The organism is Paraburkholderia sp. MPAMCS5 (genome assembly GCF_036016995.1).
In the GTDB taxonomy this organism is placed as follows: domain Bacteria; phylum Pseudomonadota; class Gammaproteobacteria; order Burkholderiales; family Burkholderiaceae; genus Paraburkholderia.
In genome coordinates, this window is sequence record NZ_JAYXBK010000003.1 from 242,525 (window position 1) to 266,488 (window position 23,964).

17 protein-coding genes and 1 pseudogene are annotated in these 23,964 nt (G+C 60.3%); 11 read left to right on the top strand and 7 right to left on the bottom strand.

All coding sequences use genetic code 11. From position 1 onward, the window contains the following. Positions 1 to 602 precede the first annotated feature (602 nt). Positions 603 to 2,093, top strand: coding sequence for an argininosuccinate lyase (locus tag VOM14_RS08660; RefSeq protein WP_442955524.1), 1,491 nt, complete (start codon positions 603 to 605; stop codon positions 2,091 to 2,093). A 99-nt stretch (positions 2,094 to 2,192) separates the two neighbouring features. Here VOM14_RS08660 and VOM14_RS08665 read toward each other — a convergent pair whose 3' ends face one another. The 4 genes from VOM14_RS08665 to VOM14_RS08680 form a co-directional block, all read right to left on the bottom strand. Beyond that, positions 2,193 to 3,527 (bottom strand): ABC transporter substrate-binding protein, encoded by a 1,335-nt coding sequence (locus VOM14_RS08665; RefSeq protein ID WP_327628310.1) that lies wholly within the window; start codon positions 3,525 to 3,527, stop codon positions 2,193 to 2,195. Positions 3,528 to 3,753: 226 nt separating this feature from the next. Further along, entirely contained in the window at positions 3,754 to 5,037 is a 1,284-nt protein-coding gene (locus VOM14_RS08670; RefSeq protein WP_327628311.1) for a D-tagatose-bisphosphate aldolase, class II, non-catalytic subunit, read from the bottom strand. Continuing rightward, positions 5,030 to 6,016 (bottom strand): tagatose kinase, encoded by a 987-nt coding sequence (locus tag VOM14_RS08675; protein ID WP_327628312.1) that lies wholly within the window; start codon positions 6,014 to 6,016, stop codon positions 5,030 to 5,032. The genes VOM14_RS08670 and VOM14_RS08675 overlap by 8 nt, the downstream gene beginning before the upstream one ends. Positions 6,017 to 6,164: 148 nt before the next feature. Then, entirely contained in the window at positions 6,165 to 6,980 is an 816-nt protein-coding gene (locus VOM14_RS08680) for a DeoR/GlpR family DNA-binding transcription regulator (RefSeq protein ID WP_327628313.1), read from the bottom strand. On the opposite strand from VOM14_RS08680, the gene VOM14_RS08685 reads away from it, so the two are divergent. After that, positions 6,967 to 9,015 carry a hybrid sensor histidine kinase/response regulator gene (locus VOM14_RS08685; protein ID WP_327628315.1) on the top strand — a complete coding sequence of 683 codons (2,049 nt, stop codon included), beginning with the start codon at positions 6,967 to 6,969 and terminating at the stop codon, positions 9,013 to 9,015. The genes VOM14_RS08680 and VOM14_RS08685 overlap by 14 nt on opposite strands. A gap of 173 nt (positions 9,016 to 9,188) precedes the next feature. Here the strand turns inward: VOM14_RS08685 and VOM14_RS08690 are convergent, their stop codons facing one another. Next, positions 9,189 to 11,666: a sialidase family protein gene (locus VOM14_RS08690; protein ID WP_327628316.1), complete on the bottom strand. Its 2,478-nt coding sequence runs from the start codon at positions 11,664 to 11,666 to the stop codon at positions 9,189 to 9,191. A 493-nt stretch (positions 11,667 to 12,159) separates the two neighbouring features. Here VOM14_RS08690 and VOM14_RS08695 point away from each other — a divergent pair, with 493 nt between their 5' ends. The 5 genes from VOM14_RS08695 to VOM14_RS08715 all read left to right on the top strand — a co-directional run bounded on the left by VOM14_RS08695 (position 12,160) and on the right by VOM14_RS08715 (position 17,410). Continuing rightward, positions 12,160 to 12,450 (top strand): hypothetical protein, encoded by a 291-nt coding sequence (locus VOM14_RS08695; protein WP_327628317.1) that lies wholly within the window; start codon positions 12,160 to 12,162, stop codon positions 12,448 to 12,450. 660 nt (positions 12,451 to 13,110) lie between these two features. Continuing rightward, complete coding sequence (locus VOM14_RS08700) at positions 13,111 to 13,962, top strand: DUF3034 family protein (RefSeq protein WP_327628318.1); 852 nt, start codon at positions 13,111 to 13,113, stop codon at positions 13,960 to 13,962. Beyond that, a complete protein-coding gene (locus VOM14_RS08705) occupies positions 13,962 to 14,417 on the top strand; it encodes a group I truncated hemoglobin (protein WP_327628319.1) in 456 nt (151 codons plus the stop codon). The genes VOM14_RS08700 and VOM14_RS08705 overlap by 1 nt, the downstream gene beginning before the upstream one ends. Beyond that, positions 14,414 to 15,067: a methylamine utilization protein gene (locus VOM14_RS08710; RefSeq protein WP_327628320.1), complete on the top strand. Its 654-nt coding sequence runs from the start codon at positions 14,414 to 14,416 to the stop codon at positions 15,065 to 15,067. The genes VOM14_RS08705 and VOM14_RS08710 overlap by 4 nt, the downstream gene beginning before the upstream one ends. 12 nt (positions 15,068 to 15,079) lie before the next feature. After that, on the top strand, positions 15,080 to 17,410 hold the full coding sequence (locus VOM14_RS08715; RefSeq protein WP_327628321.1) for a bifunctional diguanylate cyclase/phosphodiesterase: 2,331 nt from the start codon (positions 15,080 to 15,082) through the stop codon (positions 17,408 to 17,410). A gap of 707 nt (positions 17,411 to 18,117) precedes the next feature. Here the strand turns inward: VOM14_RS08715 and VOM14_RS08720 are convergent. Continuing rightward, the gene (locus VOM14_RS08720) at positions 18,118 to 19,023 is read right to left on the bottom strand and encodes a LysR family transcriptional regulator (protein ID WP_327628599.1); all 906 of its coding nucleotides are present in this window, start codon (positions 19,021 to 19,023) and stop codon (positions 18,118 to 18,120) included. Positions 19,024 to 19,149: 126 nt separating this feature from the next. On the opposite strand from VOM14_RS08720, the gene VOM14_RS08725 reads away from it, so the two are divergent. The 4 genes and pseudogenes from VOM14_RS08725 to VOM14_RS08740 all read left to right on the top strand — a co-directional run bounded on the left by VOM14_RS08725 (position 19,150) and on the right by VOM14_RS08740 (position 23,059). After that, positions 19,150 to 20,043: a pirin family protein gene (locus VOM14_RS08725; RefSeq protein WP_327628600.1), complete on the top strand. Its 894-nt coding sequence runs from the start codon at positions 19,150 to 19,152 to the stop codon at positions 20,041 to 20,043. 475 nt (positions 20,044 to 20,518) lie between these two features. Next, positions 20,519 to 20,770 (top strand): hypothetical protein, encoded by a 252-nt coding sequence (locus VOM14_RS08730; RefSeq protein ID WP_327628322.1) that lies wholly within the window; start codon positions 20,519 to 20,521, stop codon positions 20,768 to 20,770. Further along, positions 20,722 to 21,774: an MFS transporter gene (locus VOM14_RS08735; protein ID WP_327628323.1), complete on the top strand. Its 1,053-nt coding sequence runs from the start codon at positions 20,722 to 20,724 to the stop codon at positions 21,772 to 21,774. The genes VOM14_RS08730 and VOM14_RS08735 overlap by 49 nt, the downstream gene beginning before the upstream one ends. A gap of 266 nt (positions 21,775 to 22,040) precedes the next feature. Next, positions 22,041 to 23,059, top strand: a pseudogene (locus VOM14_RS08740) (porin). Between the two features lie 59 nt (positions 23,060 to 23,118). On the opposite strand, the gene VOM14_RS08745 reads toward VOM14_RS08740, so the two are convergent. Beyond that, on the bottom strand, positions 23,119 to 23,853 hold the full coding sequence (locus VOM14_RS08745) for a GntR family transcriptional regulator (RefSeq protein WP_327628601.1): 735 nt from the start codon (positions 23,851 to 23,853) through the stop codon (positions 23,119 to 23,121). Positions 23,854 to 23,964 lie beyond the last annotated feature (111 nt).

Genomic DNA, 23,964 nt, shown 5'->3' on the forward strand with positions numbered 1-23,964 from the left:
TGCGTATTTTGTATAAGTCAGACAATACCCGTCCACGATAATCCGGGCAGCTCGTGCGCAAGTAAAAAATACTGATCCGCCGGCATTAAAAAAACGCCCGTTCGCGATAAATCAAACATCGACCAGATCCGCGGCCAGTTCATGCAGCTCGCCGTCACTGCGCGCATTCTCCACGAGAAGAACGAATTCGTCGCCACCGAGGCGGGCCACCTGACTCATTTCCCGTGCAATCGCGCGAAGGAGTTCGCCGCCCGGTTCTGATCGAGGTCATTCATGAGCGGGCGCGATGACGCATCGCCCTCGATCATGTGCTGCACGGCGAACCTGAATCTGAGCGACTTCCCAATGCCGGATGAAGACAAACGCATCCACGGAGGTCCGCAGTGAGCTTGCCGCTCAGGGCGTCGAACGCGTTGGAACCCGCATTATCGATGCCGTCGCCCAAAAGCTTTAAGATTTCCGCCGACGATGCCGTTATTCGCGAGGATGAGCCGATATCCGGGTGCGGCCTTAACTAAAATGCTTTTCGGCTCCGAGTGCGGTGACGACTCAAACAGGTTTTTCCTGCCGGAGCGACAAGGACGATCGAGACCATGTTCAAAATGAAGCTAGTACCGCTCGCTTTCGCTGTTCTTCTCCATGCATTGCCCGCAAGCGCCCAGCAGTCAACCAACCGGGACGAGTTTTACTGGCTTGGCGAAATCAACAAGGCTACCGCGGTCATCAACACCCAGGAGGGTTTGCTGGACAAGAAGTTGGCGCCCGGCATCGCGGCAGGGCTCTCGAAAGTTCTTCATGATGGCAATCAGCCCGGCGGCAAGCGCCCTTCCACCGTCATCACGTTCGAGCCATTGCTGATTCAGGCTGCAGGAATGGATGTCACGCTCCTGCACGCGGGACGCTCGAGCCAGGACATGCATGCCACCTATCGCGCGGCCATCATGCGCGACGACATGCTCCGCCTCGCCGAACAGCTGAACAAGACGTCCGCGACGATCGTGACGCTCGCCCAGAAGCATGAGCGCACCATCGTGCCGAATTACACCAACGGCGTCGCCGCCCAGCCGAACAGTTACGGCCACTATCTTCTCGGCTACGCCGCGGCTCTCGATCGGGACGCTCAACGCATTCGCGAAGCGTACGCGCGCATCGATCTGTGCCCGATGGGCACAACGGTTCTGAACGGCACGAGCTGGCCGCTGGACCGTTCTCGCATGGCGCGGTATCTGGGCTTCGCCGACATCCTTGATAACGCCTACGATGCCCATCAGATCGCCGCCGTCGATCATCCGGTGGAAGTCGGCTCGATCGTCACGAGCATCGCGCTTCATGCGGGCAGTTTTATCGAAGACGTCATGACGCAATATGCGCAGCCGCGTCCGTGGATTCTGCTTCAGGAGGGCGGCAACAACACCTACGTTTCCAGCGCCATGCCTCAGAAACGCAATCCGGGTCTGCTGAATTCGACGCGCGCCGATGCATCGACAGCCATCACGCTCGCCATGGGCCCGGTCATTCGCGCACACAATCTGCCGCCGGGTATGCCCGATGCAAAGGAAGTCAGGGACAACAAGGACATGGTGAACAGCGCCATTCGCGTCTTGCGAAAGTGGGACGAGATCCTCGGCGCGTTGGTGATCGATCAGGGCCGGGCACTGGACGAGTTGAATAGCGATTGGACCGCATCGCAGGAAGTCGCCGACGTGTTGATGCGGAAATACAAGCTGCCTTTCAGACTCGGGCACCACTTTGCGTCGGAGGTCGTGGAATATGCGAGAGCGCACGATATCAAGCCGAGCGATTTCCCCTACGATCAGGCGCAGCGAATCTATGCCGACACCACCGGCGGCTACGGCAATGGCGTGCTTCCGATGAGCGAGGAGGAATTTCGCTCGACGCTCGATCCGGCCGCGATCGTCAACAACAGGCGCACCGTCGGCGGCCCTCAACCGGCTGAGATGGAGCGCATGCTGACTGCAGCGAAAGCGAAGCTCGCGCAACAGGACGCGTGGGTGAAAGAGAAGCGCGCGAAGATCGATTCATCATTGGCCGGGCTCGATCGCGACTTCGACAAGCTACTGACCGGGCAATAATTATCCAGGCTCCTAGGGCGGCGCGAGCGACTGACGGTCGAGGAATTCGCGGCGGCACTGGCGCTTGCCAGCGCCCCGCATCCTGAGCACGCTCCAGGCTTACTTTTGATAGCCGGCCTGACGAACCGCGCGATCGGCGGCGGCATTTCCCGCCTTCAGCGCCGACGCCACGTCCGTCTGCCCGGCCACGACACCGGCAATGGACTGGCCCACGACGGTGCCGAATGACTGAAACTCAGGAATGCCTACGAACTGGACGCCGCTGTATGGCACCTTCTTCAGTGTCGAATCATTCGGACTCGCAGTTTCAATCGCCTTCAGAACGAACTCGCCAAACGGCGCAGCCTGCTTGTACTCCGGTCGGGCGTAGGTCGACTTGCGCGTGCCCGGCGGAACCGAAGCCCAGCCTTCGTCTTTCGCCACCAGGTCGATGTATTCCTTCGACGTCGCCCATTCGGCGAACTTCTTCGCGGCGTCCTGTGACTTCGAGGTCTTCGGTACAGCGAACGACCACGACCAAAGCCAATGCGATCCCTTCGGCGTCGTTGCAATCGGCGCGGCGGCGAAGCCGATCTTGTCCGCGACTTGCGACTGTGCCTTGTTATAAAGCATGCCGGCCGCGACGGTCGCGTCGATCCACATCGCGCATTTGCCCGACGACATCAGCGTCAGGTTCTCGTTGAAGCCGTTTGAACTGGCTCCCGGAGGGCCGTCTTTTTTAAGCAGGTCGGAATAGAAAGTGACCGCCTTGTTCCATTCGGGCGTGTCGATCTGCGCCTTCCAGTTCTCGTCGAACCATCGTCCGCCGTACGTGTTGACTACTGTCGAGACGTAAGCCATGTTCTCGCCCCAACCCGCCTTGCCGCGCAAACAGATGCCATACACGCCGTTGGCCTTGTCGGTCAGCTTGTCGGCGAATTCCTTGACCTGGTCGTAGGTAGGTTGATCCGGCATCTTGAGGCCCTTTGCCGCGAACAGATCCTTGCGATAGAAGGTCATCGAACTTTCGACATAGAACGGCAAGGCCCACAACTGGCCGTTCGAAGACAGCCCGTCACGCGCGGTCTTGACGACATCGTCGAGATCGTAGCTGGCCGGCAGACCGGTCATGGACGCCAGCCAGCCGCGCTTGCCCCATTGCGGCGCTTCATACGTGCCAATCGCAACGACGTCGAACTGGCCACTGTTTGTCGTGATGTCGGTGGTCGCGCGCTGGCGCAGCACGTTCTCTTCGAGAATCACCCAGTTGAGCTTGATATCCGGATTCGCCTTTTCGAAATTTGCCGAGAGCTTCTTCAACTCCAGCATGTCGGGATTGTTGAGCGTCGCAATCGTCACGTTCGCCGCGCTGGCGAATTGTGCTGCGCCAATCGTGACACCGGCGAGTACAGCCTGGCGGATGACCGCGCGGCGGGTTGAGGCTTTCGTCTTCATGTCTGTCTCCGTTGATCTGTTTCTTCCAGTTCATTTGGACTACTGTGTTTCTCCGCTCCACCCGGCTTTTTGCAGCTCTTGTAGAACGGTGTTCTGCCACCGTGGATCAATAGAATGTCGACGCGAGCGCAATGATCGGCTGTCGAACGCACAACGCGCTCAATGCCGGGTAGCCCGGTCGTGTTTCATTGCGGCTTTCGGCGCGCTCTTCTGAATGGAATGCGCTTCATGCCTTGCATGCGGCGGCGTACACGCCGATGACTTCGCGAACCTTGCTCTGGATCAGGCTCATCGGCGACGCGTCGATCAGCCCACGCCTGAACTGCCAGTATTGCGCCGGCAGGAAGCGACTGAGCAGGTTCTCTGAAATGGTCAGGGACGTCAGGTTGCCGATGAGCTTCCGGGCCGACGCATCGACTTCAGGGTCAGCCCAGTAGTAGCGCACGCGGTCGCTATAGCTATAAGTTCTCAGCAGCCGCTTTTCCTGATCGTCGCCGTGATAGTACTTTTCCCAGTTTCCGGGCTTCGAGATCATGACTCTTTCGACCACGTCACGCAGGTTCGACCTTGCGTCCGGAGCAACGAGTTCGGCCTCGATGTCGGAAAGCGCATAGAGTGCTTCGCGCAGGGCAAAGGTGACGCCTGGGCCCACTTTCAGAATTGCGAATCCGTCCCGCACCAGCACGGCGAGAGATTCCGGCTTCTGATAGTCGGTCGAATGAGCCTCGAATACCATGCCGGGTAACTGTTCAAGCACGCCGGAAAGCTTCGTGGCAAGCTGAGGCTGGTAGTCCACGACCTTCGTGTGATCGAACTCGACGCCAGGCTGAACAACGAGGGCGATCACGCGTTGCCAGGCATGATCGAGCCCGCGCTCTCGCCAGGCATTGCGGTGAATCGCCACCGTATCCAGGGCAGCTTCCGGATGCGTGACTTCCACGGTGGCCAGTTCTTCGGCAGCGCCACCGGGGACCGGAACCTCCGTGCCGATGATGTACACGGGTTTTTCGCTTCTGCCTTCGCGCCTGGCAGCGGCTTCGGCGATTGCGCACAGGCGCGAGGCTCTCGCGGCGACGACATCATCTGAGAGACGCGCCGGATCGTCTGCGCAACTCATGCTGGTGTCGAGATGAATTTTCGTGAAGCCGGCGGACACGTAAGCATCGATAAGCGCTTCCGCGCGTTGCATGGCTTCCTTCGCGGGCAGGCTGCGCCATGCATTGGGTCCGAGATGGTCACCCCCGAGTATCAATCTCGAACGCGGCAGACCGACGCGATCGGCGATCAGATAGACGAAGCGCACGAAATCCGCCGGCTTCATTCCCGTATAGCCGCCGAACTGGTCAACCTGATTCGATGTCGATTCGATCAGGAGCGGCGTGCCGTCGTCGAGCGCCTGTTTCATTGCTGCGCCCAGCACCCACGGATGCGCGGAGCAAATCGAATAGATGCCCTTGAGCCTGTTCGCCGCGCCCTCGTCGCCTGAGAGGCGGAACACGACATTAGCCATGATGTTGCTCCGAAGGGTTCGCGATAAATGCGTCGAGTTCGGCCTGCGTCGCGGTGCCTTCCATCGGCCCGCGAAACGTCACTGCCCGAGCGCCAGCGGCGCACGCATAGCTCAGCGCCTTTTCGACGCCGAAGCTTTGAGCGCGGCAGGCGATGTACGTCGCGCCGAAGCAGTCGCCCGCGCCCGTCGGATCGACCTCCTCGACCGGGAACGCCGGCAGATTCAACTCAGTCGTTCCATCGTAGTAACTGCATCCGTCCTTGCCGCGCTTGACCACCACTTCACGCACGCCGCGCTTCAGTAGCTCCTCGACCGCGCCGCGCTCGCTGCTTGCACTGGCGAGCAGCATCACTTCGTGGCCACTCGGCAGGAATACATCGGTGTAGTCCAGAATGAAGTCGAGCGCCTCGCGCATTTCGGGAATGCGCAACATCTCCTTGCGGATGTTCGGGTCGAAGCTCACCGTGCCGCCGTGTCCTTTCACGGTCTCTATGACCTTTTTCATCGCTTCGATAATGCGAAATGAAAAAAGCGACGAACCCATCACATGAAAGTGGCCGCACTGCTTCAGAAGATCGTCGCGAATGTTGCCGACCGACAGGTGCCCCGAGGCGCTGTTTGCAATGTTGTAGATAAAGTCGCGCTCGCCATTTTCGCGGTAGGTGACGAATGCGCTGCCCGTCGTAGCGGTTTTGATGACGGAGATTCCCGAGACATTCACACCGTCCGCGCGCAGGCGCTCGACATTGAGTGCGCCGAAGTCGTCATCGCCGACGCAGCCGATGATCGCGCAGCGGCTCCCCACTTTCGCGGCCTGATCGATAAAGATCGCCGGTGCGCCGCTCGCGTACGGACCGATCAGGGCGCCGGGCTGACGGAACGACTGCCCGCGCTCGGTGGCCATGATCTCGACCAGGATTTCGCCCATCGTCAGGATGTAGCCGGCTTTGCCGGCGCGATGCAGTTCAGTGTTAGCCATGGCGCTTATTCGTTTGACTTCGATGCAAACGGCGACGAAAAGACGACGCCCCTTTTCGATCAGTTGATTAAACTACGCAGTGCTCATCAAATTCATACGCGTGTCGATGACGCCGAAGATGAAAGCGCCTATCGACTCGCGGGCAACGCTAGCTGCTGGATTTGCGGAACTCCAGAATTCCGCTTTCCCTTCGATGAAGCTGAAGGCCTTTGCGCGGCATGAGCTCCATGACGGGTGGATCGATTCCGTCATCGATCAGCAGCGCGTCGATGTCGGACACATTGGCGATCACTTCACCGTCCCGCTCGTTCAGTTGCGGCTGGTACGCAACCACAATCGTTCGATTGGCCGCGCGCCGCGCGGCTTCAAGCACGCGCGCCACGCCGGGGTCCGCACACAGCAGATTGCCGTCGCGGTCGAGCCCGGAGGCCTCCAGAAAACAAAGGTCGATGGATCGCCTCGTCAGCGAGGCCTCGGCGTCGGGGCCCGTCATCGCCGAGGCGCCCGCTTCGAGCTGCCCTCCTGTCAACAACAGCTCGCAATGCAGAAACCGCTGTGCCGTTTGCGCCATCCCAATGTCCTGCATCAGCAAGGCCAGATTGGAGCGGTCAGAAAGGAACGGCACGATCTTGTGGACGATCTCGCCCGCGCCCAGCATCAGCGATTGATGGTCGTCGACGGCCTCGGCGGCAAATCGCGCAATCGCGGTTTCCGACGCCTTTCGGGTTGCCCCGTCCGCCACGGGCACCAATACGTTGTCCCCGAGCTTCTGCGCCAGATACCGCGCCTTGCCGAACGACCGGATCAGGTAGCGCTGCTGCTCCAGATAGGTCAGGTCCGTGCGGATGGTGACGCTCGACACGTCGAATGCCTGGCTGAGTTCGTCAACCGACACCTCGCCGCGCTTGCGGACCAGTTCGACGATTTGCAGCCGCCGCTTGAGGGAACTCTTGTTTGCCAGCATGTCTCCGATCTCGAAAGAAAACTCTTTTGTTTCGAAAGAGTGTAGTTTCGAATCGAAAGAAGGTCAAAGCGAATTTGGCGGGACCGGTACAAGGTTTTCCCTGGGCTGGATCGTCGCCTCGACCCACCGGTTGGAAGCCCGTCGTCGGCCTTATCCGACGTCACCCATCACGGTGAACAGGAGGCGGCCGCCTCCGTGCGACCCCTCGTTGACTTTGCATAAATCGTCCCGTAGTGTGGGGCTCCATTCCCCCGCGGCGTCTGCCTGTCTTTCTGGCATTGAGCTTTCAACCGTCGGCACCCGTTTTTCTCTTCCCTACGTCGCTATGGTGAGTAATCCAGTTGATGGTGGCGCGGACGCACTCTGCGGCCGGACCGCTCGCGCCGCCGACCATCGTGCCGAGAATCAGGCGCTCGTCGCCCTCGCGCGAGCGCAAACCGGACCGCGGCAAGACCTGCTGCAATCCATCGCGGATACCGCGCTGTCTCTTTGCCGTGCAGGCAGCGCGGGCATCAGCCTGATCGAAGATATCGATGGCAAGCCCGTCTTCCGGTGGCTGGCGGTATCGGGAATGTGTGCCGCCCTGCAGGGTAAAACCACCGCCTGGGACGAGTGCCCGTGCGGGTTGACTTTGGAAGGCGGCGCGCCGCGTCTTTTTGTCCGGCCGCAAGAACAATTCGCATGCCTCGCGTGGCCCGGTGTCGAGGTTCCCGAAGGAATCGTTGTTCCGATTCAGGCTGACGACGAACAGTTGGGCGCCATCTGGGTGATGTCGCACACAAACGCCTGCCGGTTCGACCTGGAAGACGTCAGGTTGCTCACCGACCTATCGGTTTTCGCCGGCTCGGCGCTCGCCGTGGTCAATGCGCGCGACAGCGGCCAGGAGACGGACCGCCAGCATAACGAGTTCATCGCGATGCTGGGACACGAACTGAGAAACCCGATGACGCCCATCGACGGCGCGATCACCACGGCAATGCGCCTGTGCAGTGACAAGCAGCAAGCCGTTGACGTGCTGAGAATCGCACACCGGCAGATGAAGCATTTGCGCGCGCTAGTGGATGACCTGCTCGATGCCGCGCGAGTGAAATACAACAAGATTGCGATCCGGTACTCGGATACCCTGCTCAACGACATTGTGTCCGACGCTGTCAAGGCCGTCAGCCATCACATCGAATCCCGCAGGCACGTTCTTCAAATCAACGGGCTCGATAATCCGGTCCATGTGCATGCGGACCACGTGCGTCTGACTCAGGTGTTGGGCAATCTGCTGTCGAACGCCGCGAAGTACACGCCGGCGGGCGGAACGATAGCGCTGAACGCGGGCGTCGAACAAAACCCTTCCGACGCCGCGCCGCCGACACTCGTCACGCTGAGCGTCGTGGACAATGGCATCGGCATAGACGCGGCCGTCAAGCCCCATATTTTCGAACTCTTCACTCAGCCCGCGCGCAGCCGCTCACGTTCAGATGGAGGCTTGGGGATAGGACTCGCCGTCGCAAGGCGCATGGTGGAACTTCACAACGGAACGATCTCGGTCCATAGCGAAGGAGCGGGTCGCGGCACTCGCGTAACGATTCGCTTGCCCATACTCTGCGCGCCCGACGATGCGAAAGCTGAACGCCCTGCAACAGTGAGGGTCTCGCAAGCCGCCGACATATTGCTCGTTGACGACAACATCGACGCGCTGGAAGTTCTTGGCCTGCTCATTGAGCTGGAAGGCCATCAGGTCACCAAAACCGACAACGGAACGGATGCCATTAGTTTGATGTCCGAACGACACCCGGCCGTCGCGATTGTCGATATCGGCATGCCGGAGATGAATGGTCTGGAATTCGCGCGCGCCATCAGGCAAGTTCGGGAATTCGACGACACGTTGCTGATCGCGCTTACCGGCTACGCATCCGAGTCGGACAAATGCAGCGCTCTCGCCGCGGGATTCGACCACCATCTGACTAAACCACTTTCGCTCGACAGACTCCGGCTCATACTCTCGAACCGCGAATATCGCAGTCGCGCCCAAACCGCAGCGTGACGTGCCAGGCGAATGACCGTGCTGTTGCCCGGCGACCACGCGACCGCGCGACCACGCGACAAATACGATTAACCCGGCTCGTGCTTCCTTCACCAGGAAACACGAGCCTGCACGTTGGGCGAAAGCCGCGCTGGGTTATTGTGACTCAGCTTCTTTGCAGCCGCCTCACCGGTTCACTCGGAAGGCTTTGTCAACTTTGGCGCGTTAGGTCGAACTGTCGGCGGTGCTTTGACTAGTTCGCCTTGGGTCGTCAGAGCCGCACGCACTTCCGTTGTTTCGAGCGCCGCGGAGCTGACGTTATTCACTTGCTTCATCGTCGCGTTAGACCCAGACCCAGACCCAGACCCAGACTCAGAATCCGACTCAGACTCGTCTTCGCCGTCCGTTTCATTCAGCGGGCGCGCAAGCGTCCAGGCGCCTCGGCCAAGCAAGCCGGCGAGCAGAAGATTGTCGGTGGCGTTGTAATGCAGGTCTGACACAAGTCCGTGGGGCAGTCGAGTGCTCAGCTTGACCCAATTCGCTCCCTGAAGGCGGAAAACGCCCCCCAGACCGCCGACAACCAGAACAGGCGACGCAAACTCACTCTCGCCAGTCGATGCGCGGATAAGCTCGATTGTCCTGACGTCCTCAATGCGGGAATGCAAATTAAATGTGATCTCCGTCCAGGTCGTCCCTTCGTTAAGCGACACCCACACCCGGCTTTGATCGTCGACCACGAAAACGTGCCTGAAGTCCTGTGGGTCCATCACGAGACTGCGCACGGCGCTTCCAGGATAAGTATTAAGCGGCACAACAGCGGACGACGATGTCGCGCGATGAAGGATGAAAGGCCCGGCGGTTCCGCTTAAACCAACATAAAAGACGCCGGGATTGTTTTGGCCTTTGCTGCGCCCTCCATATGCGAGTGACGAAACAAAGTGATCGGTGAAACCGAGGTTGGCCAGAGAGTCGCCCATATTGGTCGATTCATAAATGCTGGCGGTTCCGATCAGCATTCGGGATGGATCGATCGCGTTGAGTACATAAGGGTTGTAGAACTGAATGTTCGGGTCCGCCTGAAAGAGCGTACGGCCCGCGCCCGGTCCAGATACGATCTGCAGCGCAACACGCGTCGGCCCGCTGACGAGCGTGTTGCTGGCGTTCCAGGTCGAACGATTGAAGTTACCCAGGAAGTCGAAACTCGTATAGCGGATCGAGTTGCCCGGATGCGACGCGCTCAGATCGATGGCGACAACGCCGCCGTCGCCCTGCAGAAAATCGCTCCACGTCAAGCCGCCTTTTTTGTTCTGCATGGGCGTTCCCGTATCCTGCGCTCCACCGATCAACGTCTGGGAAACCGAGTCGTAGGCGACTGAATGAAACTCGGTCGGGCGAACGTTGCCGTTTAAAGAAGACCACACACGGGCGGCGCTATTGGGATTCGAAAGAAGGTACACGCCGCCGTCGTTCGCCTGGATTACATTGCCGTTGGTGTCGAACGCCATCGCGCGCGAGTCGGCATGGGGCGACGTGCCCTGCGCTGCGTCACACACGATGTTTTGCCATGGCGAAGCGAGCGACGCGTCGCCGCGAAACACATTGCCTGAGAAGTTCGTACAGCCGTTTGGGTTGGGCAGATCCTGTCGATCACCCGACAAGTAGACGACGCTACCGTTGTTGGGGTCCGCGAGGATCGCACCATGAATGATGCCTTGCTCTCCGGGAAGGATCGAAGGCGAAGGAACGCCCATCGATGTCCAGTTTCCCCCTGCATTAGTCGATCGGAATACGCCACTCAAAGTCCCGCTGGCGTTAATGACCATTGCGTACACGACGCCCGTGTTCCTACTGACGGAAAGAAGAATCCGTTCCGACGTGCCAAGTGCGGAAAGTCCGCTTTTTGCAACCGACCAGGTGGCGCCGCCATCGAGACTGCGGTACACGCCTGCGCCAGTTCCGCCGCCGAATCCCTGCGGCACGCCGGCATAAAAGCGCATGTGATTCGTCGGATCGGCAACCAGGCTGCTCACGCCAGCATCGGGGAGTCCCGAAGCGCCCGACACGCGAGTGAACGCCGCGCCGCCGTTCGTGCTTCGATACACGCCGCCGCCATCGAACAAGGTGGAGGCAAGGACGACCTGTCCGCCGAGTCCGTTCGTGGAAATGGTCGTCGGCACAATACTGTTGATGCGACGTCCGGCAAACGTCGATTGCGCCAGAATCTTCCAGCTCGATCCGCCATTGGTTGACCTTGCCACGCCGAATCCCGGGCTGCCGTCGAATGCGTCCGAACTCGTGCTGCCGGTGCCGGCGAATATCACACGGGAGTCCAAAGGACTGAGAGCTAGCGAGTTAATCGAGAGCGCAGGCAATTTGAGGTCCGTGAGCGGAACCCACGAAGGCGTGGCAGCATTTATGTTTGCTGTTTTCCATACGCCTCCATTCACGGTGCCAATGTAGACGACGCCCGGATGAGTTAAATCAGGCGCAATGGCTATCGAAGCACCCGACACCGGGTTGCCTGACAGTCCTTCCGTTTGTCCGTTGAGTATGGCTCCGGGCCCCTGTTCTACCCATGCCGCCATGCAGGGAATGGAATGCAAGCCGAGTACTACAAGCACCGCTCCCAAAGAACGTGATAATGGGCGGCCGAGAGTATTTGCAATAAGCATCGGTGTCTCCTTCCTCGTTGAATACGAATACGGACTTGCCGGCGAAGTACCTGACAAGATAATCGCCTCTCGGAATTTGCCGTGGCAATAGTTTTTCCGGGCCCAATCCATATCCGGTAAATAGCAATACAAGTAACGCGGCAATTTACTGCGATAAAACAAATGCAATCAGAAAAGACCGTCGCCGCATGGGTTTTAAAGTCGAATGCGTCGAAGGACTTTCGGCGAGGCGCAACCTTGCTACCGGCGCGGCTTTTCCGATGGCATGCGCTATCGTCAGAGGAGAAGTCTTGTCGGATACTATTCGGAGCTAGACAACGGTGTGGATTTGGTTATAGTCCGTAACACAACCGAACGCAAGACTTCCCAGACCTTGTTTTTCGCAAACCGTTCGTGATGCGAAATATTTCTTTCATATTCCGCACCTTCGATAATTGCCCTTCGCGACAAACGCGTTCTGAACCTGCCAGACGCGATGTTTCTGGAGAGGACAATGAGACGACTGATTACCACAACCCTGTTTCTTCTGGCGATGGCTTCGAACACCGCGAGTGCTGCATGTCACTGGGGCTGGCACTGCAAAAGCGGCGGCGCCGATTGCGGGTTTGTGCCGTTTTGCGATTCGCCTGACGATACGCCTCCGCCGTTTCAAGGGGTGCATCCTAAAGCTGAAAAAGGCGCCCAGCCAGTCGATCCATCGACATTGCCACCTGAAGGGCGGCGTCCTCTTGCGGGTGCAAAACCTCAACCCGGCGTTCCGGCAACCAACACGGAAAAGCCATAAACTCTGTCGCGGCGTTCGGTGGCGCACAGATGCCAGGCCATTCTGGCTATAGCAGGCATTCCCAATCGATCAGCACTGCGTGTCAGGGAATGGAAAGTTCGTTAAACAGATGTACTCGTCCGACAAAGGCTATTGATAAGCTCTCCATAGCTATCCGAAGATTTTCGGCCGGCCTGCGTATTCGCACCGGAGCCATCTGGCGATCTCGCCCATAAGCCGATCTTCCGATATGCAACAACCCCTCCCCGGCTTACCGAGGGTGAAAAAAACAGGCTTTTTTTCCGTCCCGGGCCTTTAAATGCGCAAACCTTTGCGCATCATCATTTGCACGCATATAGCGCTCATTTGGCGAAAAACCGTTCGGCAACACCTCGCCAACGCCTGGCCGATTCCAGATTGAGGCGTGATTACCGCTCAAGTTGTCACGGCGAGATGCCGATAGATGGAATGTCAGCAGAGAACCGTCGATCGATCACAGCCCCGATCATCCGACGCGCGACGAAAAATCTCTCCCCTAGGTCGTGAAGCACCGAGCTGCACAGTGGGAAACGACTCGCCGCAAGGTGAGCCGCAATCACTCTATTCAAACGATATATGTTTTGTAGGACACCTGTCAGCGTAATCGCTAGCGCCTTGCTCGCGGCGTTAGGGATTTACTCCGTGGCCGGTCGCGCCGACGAACCGGGCGTGACCGACGCGCCCTCTTCTCTCACGACGGGCGGCAAGCTGCTGCTCACGGGCGGAGTTTCCGAAATCGAAGGCAGTGCGGGCGGCGGCCTGACACCATGGGCCGTGATCGGCGGCTATGGCACGGCCTCGCAAGTGGGCGCAAACGCGCACGCCACCTATGTGCGCACACGCGACTTCGGATTGAACACCTACGGCGCACTCGTGGGCGTGGCGAACCGCGTCGAGTTTTCGATTGCGCGTCAGGTCTTCGATACGCGTGATGCCGGTGCGCAACTCGGCCTCGGCTCGGGCTTCAGGTTCGGCATGGAAACGATCGGCTTTAAAGTGCGCGTGCTCGGCGATGCCGTGCTCGATCAGGACACGTGGATGCCACAGATCGCCGCCGGCATCCAGTTCAAGCACAACGAACAGGGCGACGTCGTGACGGCAGTCGGCGCGAAGAGCAATTCAGGCACTGACTTATATGTGTCCGCAACGAAGCTGCTTCTCTCACAGAGCCTGTTGCTCAACGGCACGCTGCGCCTCACGAAGGCAAACCAGTTTGGCCTGCTCGGGTTCGGCGGCGACAAGTCGAATGCCTATCACCCGGAATTCGAGTCGTCGGTTGCGTATCTGCTGTCGCGCCATGTCGCCGTGGGCGCCGAATATCGCAGCAAGCCTGACAACCTCGGCTTCGCGCGCGAGCAGAACGCCTATGACGCGTTCATCGCGTGGGCGCCGAACAAACACGTTTCGCTCACGCTCGCGTACGTGTCGCTAGGCGATATCGCGACGATCCGGAATCAGCGCGGCGCATACGCGTCGCTGCAAGTGGGCTTCTGATGAGACAAACACGTTCACCTCTTCGGCGCTTCGCTTGCGCAGCCTGTGCCGCATTGCCGCTTGCCGCGCTGCTCTTCGCCGCGCCCGCGCATGCCGACGATTCGCTCTATCAGACCTTCGGCGGTCAGCCCGGCCTCGCGAAGATCATCGACGATTTATACGATCTCGTGCTCAAGGACCCGCGCACCGCGTCGTATTTCGACGGCGCGCCCGTCAAGCGCATCAAGCAGAAGTTGGGCGAGCAGTTGTGCGTGCTGCTGGGTGGTCCGTGCACGTATACCGGCCGCACGATGAAGCGTACGCACGAAGGACAGAACATAGACCGCGCCGCGTTCGACGCCATGGTTGAAGACCTGCAAACCGCGATGGACAGAAACGGCGTGCCGTTTCGCGCGCAGAACAAGCTACTCGCGAAACTCGCGCCGATGTACCGCGATATCCAGGACCGCGAATGAATACTTCCGTTTATCGCTTCAAATTCGACGTTAAACACTGCCGGGGCGCTCTGCTCGCGATATCCGCCTTTGCACTTGGCGGCCACTTCGTTACAGCTAGCGCCGCGAGCCTGCAAGTGTCCGTGCTCGACCAGACGGGGGCCCCCGTGCCCGACGCAATCGTCTACGCGACGCCCGTCAGCGGCAAGTTGCCTCCGGCGAAAGCGGGCACCGCGATCATCGATCAGATCAAGCGCAAATTCGTGCCGAAGGTGTCCGTCGTACAAACCGGTACGGCGATCAAGTTTCCAAACAAAGACAACTTCGAGCACGACGTCTACTCGTTTTCGCCTGCGAAAAGGTTCGAATTGAATCTGTATCACGGCGTGCCCGCGAAGCCGGTCGTCTTCGACAAGCCCGGCCTCGTCGTGATGGGGTGCAACATTCACGATTCGATGGTCGCCTACCTGCTCGTCGTCGACACCCCCTGGTTCGCAAAGACCGACCACAACGGCCAGGCGACGATCGAGAACGTGCCTCCCGACAATTACAGAGTCACCGCGTGGCACCACCGGCTCGCCGATGTCAACGGACTCCCGGTGCAAGCCACGGCGGTCAGGGACGACACGAAAGCGTCGTTCAGACTGACCCTGTCGGCCGACCCGGACTGACTGGGACACGCAATGCGATTCCACAGCCTGCGTACCCGTATAGCCATCGTCGTCGTGCTGTTGATGCTCGCGGTGCAGCTTGCCGGCTATGCCGTCATCAGCACGGTGATCCGCAGTAACGCCCGCAGTAATTCCGAAACGCAGCTCGTCGTCGCCGAAAACGTGTTCCGCCAGGTCCTGAGCGCGAACGGCGAAAAGCTCACGCAGGCGGCGACAGTCGTGGCGGCGGACTTCGGCTTTCGCGAGGCCGTGGCGACGCACGACGAAAACACCGTCGTCTCTGCGCTGAGAAATCACGGCAGCCGTGTCAATGCGGACATCGTGATGCTCGCCAACCCGGACGGCAGCGTGACGGCCGACAGCCGCGGTCCATCGCAAAGTGACGCGGCCTTTGCGCTCGCCAAACTCATCCGCACCGCCGTGCGCAAAGGCGATGCTTCGTCGATCCTGACGATCGACGGCAAGCTGTACCAGGTTGTCGCCGTGCCCGTCAAGGCGCCCCTGACGATCGCGTGGGTCGCGATGGGCTTTCTGATCGACGACAGCACGGCGCGCGAGATCGCGGGGGTTACGTCGCTCGACGTGTCGTTTCTCAACCGTCTTCCTGACGGACGCTGGACCGTGCTCGCCAGTTCGCGGCCCGTCACGCGGCATGCGCGCGCGAGTGTCGCGGATCTCGCCGACCAGGACTACGCGACACGCATCGCAATGCTGCAGTCGAGCGGCGAGCCGACTGCCGTCATGCTGCAGCGGTCGCTGCGCGAGATCATGGCGCCATTCCACCAGTTGCAATCGGCGCTCGCGCTCATCACGGCGCTCGGCGTGCTGCTGTCCATTGTCGGCAGCATGCTCACCGCGCGCAGCGTGACGCAACCCGTGCAGGCGCTGATGCGCTTTTCGCGTCGCGTGGAGAGCGGCAACTATGATCAGCCGATCGAGGTCGCGCATCAGGACGAGCTTGGCCAGCTCACGAAAGCGTTCAACCACATGCAGCACGTCATTTCGGAACGCGAGCGGCGCATCACCGAACTCGCGTACATGGACCGGCTGACAGGTCTGGCAAACCGCGCGATGTTCAACGACCGTTTGCAGGCCGCCATCGACCAGGCGCAGACAGGCGATGATCCCGCGCAACACACCTTCAGTGTGCTGATGATGGACCTCGATCGTTTCAAGTATGTCAACGATACGCTCGGCCATCCGATCGGAGACCAGCTTCTGGTGGAAGTCGCGACACGTCTGCGCGCCGCGCTGCGCGGCACGGACGTTGTCGCGCGTCTGGGCGGCGACGAGTTCGCGGTGCTTCTGCCCGGCGACACGAACGACGACGCGCAGCGCCTCGCCGCGCGTCTGATCAAGGTGCTGGAAACGCCGACCACGATCGAAGGACAGCTCGTCGATGTCGGCGCGAGCATCGGCATCGTTACCTACCCGCAGGACGGCGCGGACATGAACGTGCTGATGCGCCGCGCCGATATCGCGATGTACGTCGCGAAGCGCACCAATACCGGTTACGCGATTTACGACATCAAGCACGATCACAGCAGCGCCGAGCGGCTTTCGCTGATGAGCGAACTTCGCCAGGCCGTCGAGCACGATCAGTTGACGCTGCACTACCAGCCCAAGCTCGATCTCGCGACAGGCAGCGTGAAGTATGTGGAAGCGCTTGTGCGCTGGGAACATCCGACGCGCGGCTTCGTGGCGCCCGACGAATTCATTCCGTTCGCGGAGCAGACCGGCTACATCAAGGCCATTTCGCATTGGGTCGCGGACAAGGCGATCGGCCAGTGCGCGATGTGGCTCGCGGCGGGCGTGAGGCTCGCCGTGTCCGTCAACGTGTCGGCGCGCGAGTTGATCCAGTCGACGCTGCCCGACACCTTCCGCGCGCTGCTGTCGAAGCACGGCGTGCCGTCCGAACTGGTGTGGATCGAGATCACCGAGAGCGCGATCATGGACGACCCCAATCACGCGATCGAAACGCTCGATCGTCTGCACGCGCTGGGCATTCGCCTTTCCGTCGATGATTTCGGCACCGGCTATTCGTCGCTCTCGTATCTGAAGCGGATGCCCGTCGACGAACTGAAGATCGACAAGTCGTTCGTGATGGGCATGACGCAGCACAAGGACGACGAGACCATTGTGCGCTCGACTATCGATCTCGCACACAACATGGGCTTAAAGGTCGTGGCTGAAGGCGTCGAGAACGAAGACGTTCTCGGGCGACTGCGCGAGCTTGGCTGCGATCTTGCGCAGGGCTACCATCTGAGCCGTCCGCTGCCGCCCGAGCGACTGGAATCGTGGTTGATCGAGTGGGAAATGCAGCAGACCGCTGACGAGGCTTGATGTCGTTTCGGAGCGCCTTGACGCCGGAGAGCGCCGCGGTCTGGAGCGGCGTCAAAAGAAAGAGCAGGCAAGCATGCGCGCGCGTACCGCATGGAGGTCAACCTCGCAGGCAGTTGAATTTGATTCCCGCGTAAACGGGGTTTGAGGGACGGGCGTTATGGGTATGCCTTTGCTGTAACAGATAGCGTCGATGGCCGCGGCAATTCCGGCGCTTGCGCGCGGCGAGCGAAAGTCTTGACGGCTAAGCAGCATTTGCGCCGCACAATACCCAATCTTTGACAGGTGGACAGGTGTTTAGAGAAAGCCGTAACGAGCCGAATCCGCCCAATGGCGGCCCGGCAGGCGCGCGTTATAGTCGCGTCACTACCTGGCTCAATGTCGCATCGACCAAGTTGTACGGCTCCTGACGTCACCAGAATTGGATGAATGCCATCTGAGCGAAGTGCGTGCAGGTCATCGCATAACTGGGCGATTAATGCGTGATTTGGATTGTTTGCGCATGCCAACGTACTGCTGCCAAGCTTGATTTCAATCTTTGAAGGCTTTGGTCCACCATTCGATGCTGGATTTGCAAGGCATAGACGTACTTTGCAGCCATACTCACTTGCCGCGGCGTATCCGGATGCTGCCAGCAACGCAGAAAGTGCGAGACCGCGAAGACCAACACCCGCTTCGCTCATCATCACGGGGCGCTTTTCAACAGCCTGCTAAGCCTCCTCTATCCGCTCGAATTGCATCGCGAGAAAATCGATCAGCGCCCGCACGGACGGCAGCAGTCCTCGTCTGGACGGAAACACCGCGTGAATGATGCCGCCCTTCGGCTTCCATGCCGGCGTGACCGCGGCGAGCGTACCGTTCCTCAGTTCTTCCTGCACCATCATGACCGGCAACTGGACGACGCCGGCTCCCGCGATCGCGGCCTGCTTCAGCGCGAGCATGTCGTCCGTGACGAAACGCGGCGTATGGCGGATCGTCGCCATTTCGCCGTCCGGCCCTTCGAGCTGCCAGGCGTGGTCCTGATGCGGCGGACCAAAATCGAGACTTGGCATCGTCGTGAGATCGGCCGGCACTGCAGGCATGTCATGCTGTTGCAGCAATGAAGGCCCGACCACCAGCAACCACGCCCGCTCGCCCAGCACTTTCATCACGAGATCGCTGTCTTTGAGCGGCGGGGGACGCACGCGAATCGCCACGTCGATACCTTCGCCGATCACGTCGACGACGCGATTGGTCGCCTCGAGATGCACCGTCACTCGCGGCGTTGCCGCAAGGAAGTCCGCCACCATCGCACCGACGCGCGCGTGCAGCAGCGCCACAGGACAGGTCATGCGAACGATACCCTGCGGTTCAGAGCGATTCGCGTCGACGACCTGCTGCGCCGCCTCGACTTCGACCAGCATCGCCTTGCAATGAGCATAGAAACTCTGGCCGACTTCCGTTACCGAGAAGCGACGCGTGGAGCGCTGCACGAGACGCACCCCGAGTTGCTTTTCGAGTACCGCGATTCGCCTGCTCAGCGTCGACTTCGGCATGCCGAGCGCGCGACCGGCGGGGGCGAAGCCCTGATGATCGACCACCTGGGCGAAGAAATACAGATCGTTGAGATCCTGCATTGGATGCATCCCATCGTTCCATCAATGAGACACAGAGGATAACGCTCACTGTCTACCGGTGTCATCGCCCGTCCTCTATTCTTGAAGCCAGGCAAACAAGGCCGCTGGCCTTCAGGACATTCGATGATGAAGAAGATTCTCGGCACTTATAGCAACGCCGGCTCGCATTGGGTAGGTGACGGTTTCCCGGTACGCACGCTGTTTTCGCATCACACCATGGGCCGCCACCTGAGCCCCTTTCTGATGCTCGATTACGCCGGACCGAAGCACTTTTCCCCCACGGCCCGTCGTCTGGGCGTCGGGCAACATCCGCACCGCGGCTTCGAAACGGTGACGATCGTGTACGAGGGCGAGCTGGAACACCAGGACTCCACGGGAAGCGGCGGGCGGATCGGTCCCGGCGACGTCCAGTGGATGACCGCGGGCGCCGGCATCCTGCACGAGGAGTTCCACTCGCAAGGTTTCGCGAAAACGGGCGGAACGCTGGAGATGGTCCAGCTATGGGTCAATCTGCCCGCCAAAGACAAGATGACGGCCCCCGGCTATCAGAGCATTCTTGCCCGCCAGATTCCTGCGATCGGCTTGCCGGATGATGCCGGAGAACTGCGCGTGATTGCCGGCAACTATGCGGGCAACCAGGGACCGGCGCATACGTTCACGCCCATCGACGTCTGGGATCTGCGGCTCAATGCCGGACGCGGGACGACATTGAGACTGCCGGCCGGCAGGACGCTTGCACTCGTCGTGCTGCGCGGGCAGGTTCGCGTCAACGGCGGCGAACCGGTCGCGAGCGACGCGCAACTGGTTCTGCTCGGGCAGGAAGGCACGGATGTTCAACTCGACGCGCTCAGCGACGCAACCGTGCTGGTGCTGAGCGGCGAGCCCATCGACGAACCGGTTGTCGCCTATGGCCCGTTTGTCATGAACACGAATGAAGAAATCCGCGCGGCGGTCGAGGATTTCAACAGCGGCCGTTTCGGACAGATGACGCCTGCGAGCGAGCGGGCGACGGCGCAGTAAGCCGTCAAAGACGGCACCCGCAGCGCTCGCTCCCAACCTGATTTCTCAAAACGAAGTCGGGACGGGAGCGCATGCTGCGCACCGACAAGGCCGGTCCAGGATCGGCCCTGGTCACAATGGGGTCACGTCATCGTTTTGACAGTCATTCGCGACCCATCGCCCACGTAGTCCACGAATTCTTCGATTCGCGTCCGGTGCCCGGACGCGTTCCTTCTTCCCGTTCTTCGTCGCACACGTGCATCGCGCGCCGAGGGATCGACTTCGACGCAACCGCCGGCACGCGGTCCGGGCGCTCCCTTTGCATCCCACGACACTTCTACGGCAGCTTCCGGGCGCATCTCGCGAAAACACCGTAGGCGTAAACAACTAAAACATATAACAATATATATTCCGTACAGTTGCATATATTGTAGAAGCAGCTGCAACCGGCCGTCATCTGCGAAACAGTCCGCAGTTTTGTCTATGAAGAACCGCCATGAACAGTGATCCCCAACGCGCGTGGGACGTCGCGTATGAATGGAAAATCGTGACCCTGCTGTCGCTTGGGTTTGGACTCGTCGGCGTGGACCGCTTCATGATCATGCCGCTCTTCCCTGTGCTGATGGCCGATCTGCGGCTCGACTATCAGGATCTCGGCCACATCACGGGGCGCTCGCCATCGCGTGGGGTGTGTCGGCCATGTTCACGGGAAGGCTTGCCGACCGGTTCGGCCACAGGAAAATCCTGATCCCGGCCGCGATCGCGTTTTCACTGCTCGCCGGCGCGTCGGGTCTCGCGACGGGCGTCGGTAGTCTGATCCTGATCCGCGCCCTGATGGGTTTCGCCGAAGGCGCATACGCGCCATCGAGCATTACAGCCACGCTGGATGCGTCAAGTCCCGAGCGTCATGGCCAGAATGTCGGAATTCAGCAGACCGCGTTACCGCTCTTCGGGCTAGGAATCGCACCCATCCTCGTCACACAGTTGCTCAAGGTGATGCCGTGGCATTGGATATTCGCGATGGTCTCATTGCCTGGACTCGTCATCTGCTTTTTCACGTGGAAGCTGCTGCGCGATATCCCACCAGGTGTAGCCGCGCTCCATACCGAAACGCATGATTGCGCCAGTCACAAGTCGCATGATGTCCTGCGCTACCGCAACGTGCCGTTGAACGTGGTCGGCATGCTCTGCTGGTTGACCTGCCTGATCGTTCTGAGCGCGCTGCTTCCCAACTACCTCATCGACTTTCTTCACCTGAGTCTTCAGCAGATGGGCTTTGTCCTGTCCGCAATCGGAGCGGGCGGCACGCTCGGCTCGCTGACGATGCCGGCCCTATCGGACCGGATTGGCCGCAAGCCCGTCATGGTTCTCTGCGTGCTCGGTGCATTCGTCTCGCTCTATCTGCTGTCGCGCACGGGGCCGAATCCTGCCCTGCTCTTTGCCTTCCTGATGGCCACGATCTTCTTTGTTTTCAGCATGATCATGCTGACGCGTCGGACCGATCAGCGCAGAGGCCGTGCCGGCGACATTGATGACGACGGCGTCCGGTCTGGTGAGCGGCATCGGCGAGATTTTTGGCGGCGCATTGCGCCCGCCGTGGCGGGTTTCGTCGCCAAGCACTTTGGCATCCAGTACATCATGCAGCTCGGCATGGGAGCGCTGGCCATTGGGTTGATCGTCGCCGTGTCTCTGAAGGAAACAGCACCGGCCCGGCTGAAAACCGTTGCCACTCCCGCAGCGCTATCACGCTGATCACCATCGACATGCGGCGCGTATAGCAGTTGCGTCCCTGTGGCGCTTGCGGTGAGAGCGCAAGCGCGCACTCGCGAGGCGCACGGCCTTCCCGCAGAGCCGCTGCCGAATGGCGCGGCCCGCAGCATGAACACGCCCGAACGTAGTCAGACGGGAAACCAATCATCATGAACAGACAGACGGCGCTGATCGGCCTCGCAGGCTGCGTGGCCGCGGCATTTCTACCTGGCAGCGTATGCGCGCAGGGTAGCGTTACGTTGCAAGGCATGATCGACGGCGGTGTGACGTATGTGAACAACCAGCATGGCGGATCGACGACGCAGTTCGACAGCGGCATCTTTGCGCCGAACCTCTTGACGCTCAAAGGAAGCGAGGATCTCGGCGGCGGAACAAAAGCGGTCTTCGATCTGACTTCGCAGTTCGACCTTGGCAGTGGCGCAACGATTCCCGGCGCCAGCCAGATTTTCAATCGCACGGCGTACGTTGGTCTCTCCGGCGAGCGGCTCGGCACGCTGACACTGGGTAATCAGTACGACTTCATGTTCGACACGTTGACGCTCGGGCTCTTCGACGGCGCGTTCCTGTTCGGCGGCCTCTACGATTTCCGCCAGGGACCATTTAGTGCGCTGGGCGTCCCGCAGAATCCGACCGGCTCTTTCGACTTTGACCGTCTCGCCGGCGCGACGCGCGTCGCGAACTCGGTCAAATATCGCAGCCCCACTTTCGCGGGGTTCAGCTTTGTGCGCTATACGGCTTCGGCGGCGTGGCGGGTTCGTTTTCCGCCAATTCCACGATCAGTGCCGGTGTGAACTATGAAAACGGTCCGTTCGGTGCCGGCGTGGCGTATGTCGAGGCCAGATATCCCGAGCTGGGAAATGGTCATGACGGCATCCGCAACTTCGGCGCGGGCGTCCATTACCGATTCGGCGGCGTCCTCGGCATGCTGCTGTACACGAATACAAAGAACACCGCGAGCGGCGCGAAGATCGATGTCTACAAGGCCGGCGCGTTATGGACAATCTCGGGCAGCTGGACGGCCGGGCTCGACTATCAGTACATGAAAGGAAATGCGGTGCTCGACGACAACCGGGCGCATCAGATCACCTCCGCCGTGCAATATCATTTTTCGAAACGGACGATGACCTACGCGGAAGCCGTCTATCAACGCGCGAGCGGCAACGGCGAGACGACGCATGCATGGATCAATGGCCTGCTTCAGCCGAACGCCGCAACGAGCGGCCGCTCACAGACGCTCGCGCGAATCGGCTTGCAGACGAGGTTTTGACGACTTCCGAGCCGTGCCGCGACGCTCTCCCACGAGAATCACGCGGACGGCCACGGTCCTCATGCGTCGGCCCGCTCCTCGCCGCGTTTGCGACGGGCGGCGCCGCTTTTCTTCGGCTTGTCCTGTCCCAGAACCAGCCGGGCGGTCGTACCGAAGTGGTCGCGCAGCAGTTCACACGCGCGGTCCGCGTCGTGTGCCAGCACGGCCCGCACGATGTTCTCGTGTTCCCGCGCCACATCGCGCGAAGGCGCATGCACGCTGCGGATCGACTGGTGACGATAGCGCGCGGACTGCACCCGCAACGTCGCGGCGAATTGCTTGAGCCAGCGCGAGCGGCAGCCCGCGATCAAGGTTGTGTGAAAGTGCTCGTGCGCCCGTTCCCATGCGGGGTTCATCCGTTGCGGATCGTCGGGTGCACACGTCTGGATGCTGTTCACCTGGTGTAACGCCGCGAGCAGAGCGCCTTCCCATTCCAGATTACGGCTCTCGATCGCGTCTCGCAGCGCGTCCGACTCTATCCGTTGCCGCACCGCGACGATGTCTTCCAGATCCTCTTTGGAAATTCTCGTGACACGAAATCCGCGCTGGTCTTCCGCCTCGACAAATCCGCTCGTCGCCAGACGCGACAAGGCTTCGCGCAGCGGAATCATGCCTGCGCCGTAACGGGCCGCCAGCTCGCGCATGTTCAGCTTCGAGCCGGGAGCGAGTTCGCCGGTCACGATGTCGCTCAGAATCCGCTCCGACAGCATGGATGCCATCGTCCTGGACCCCGCCACCGCCGGGATGTCCTGCATGTCATTCACGTTCGATCCTCCCTGCGTTTTTCCAATAATTATATTCATTCCGCAGGATGAAGCGGTTGCGGAAAAACATATATTTTTATTTATTTTGAAGTTTTTCAGAGT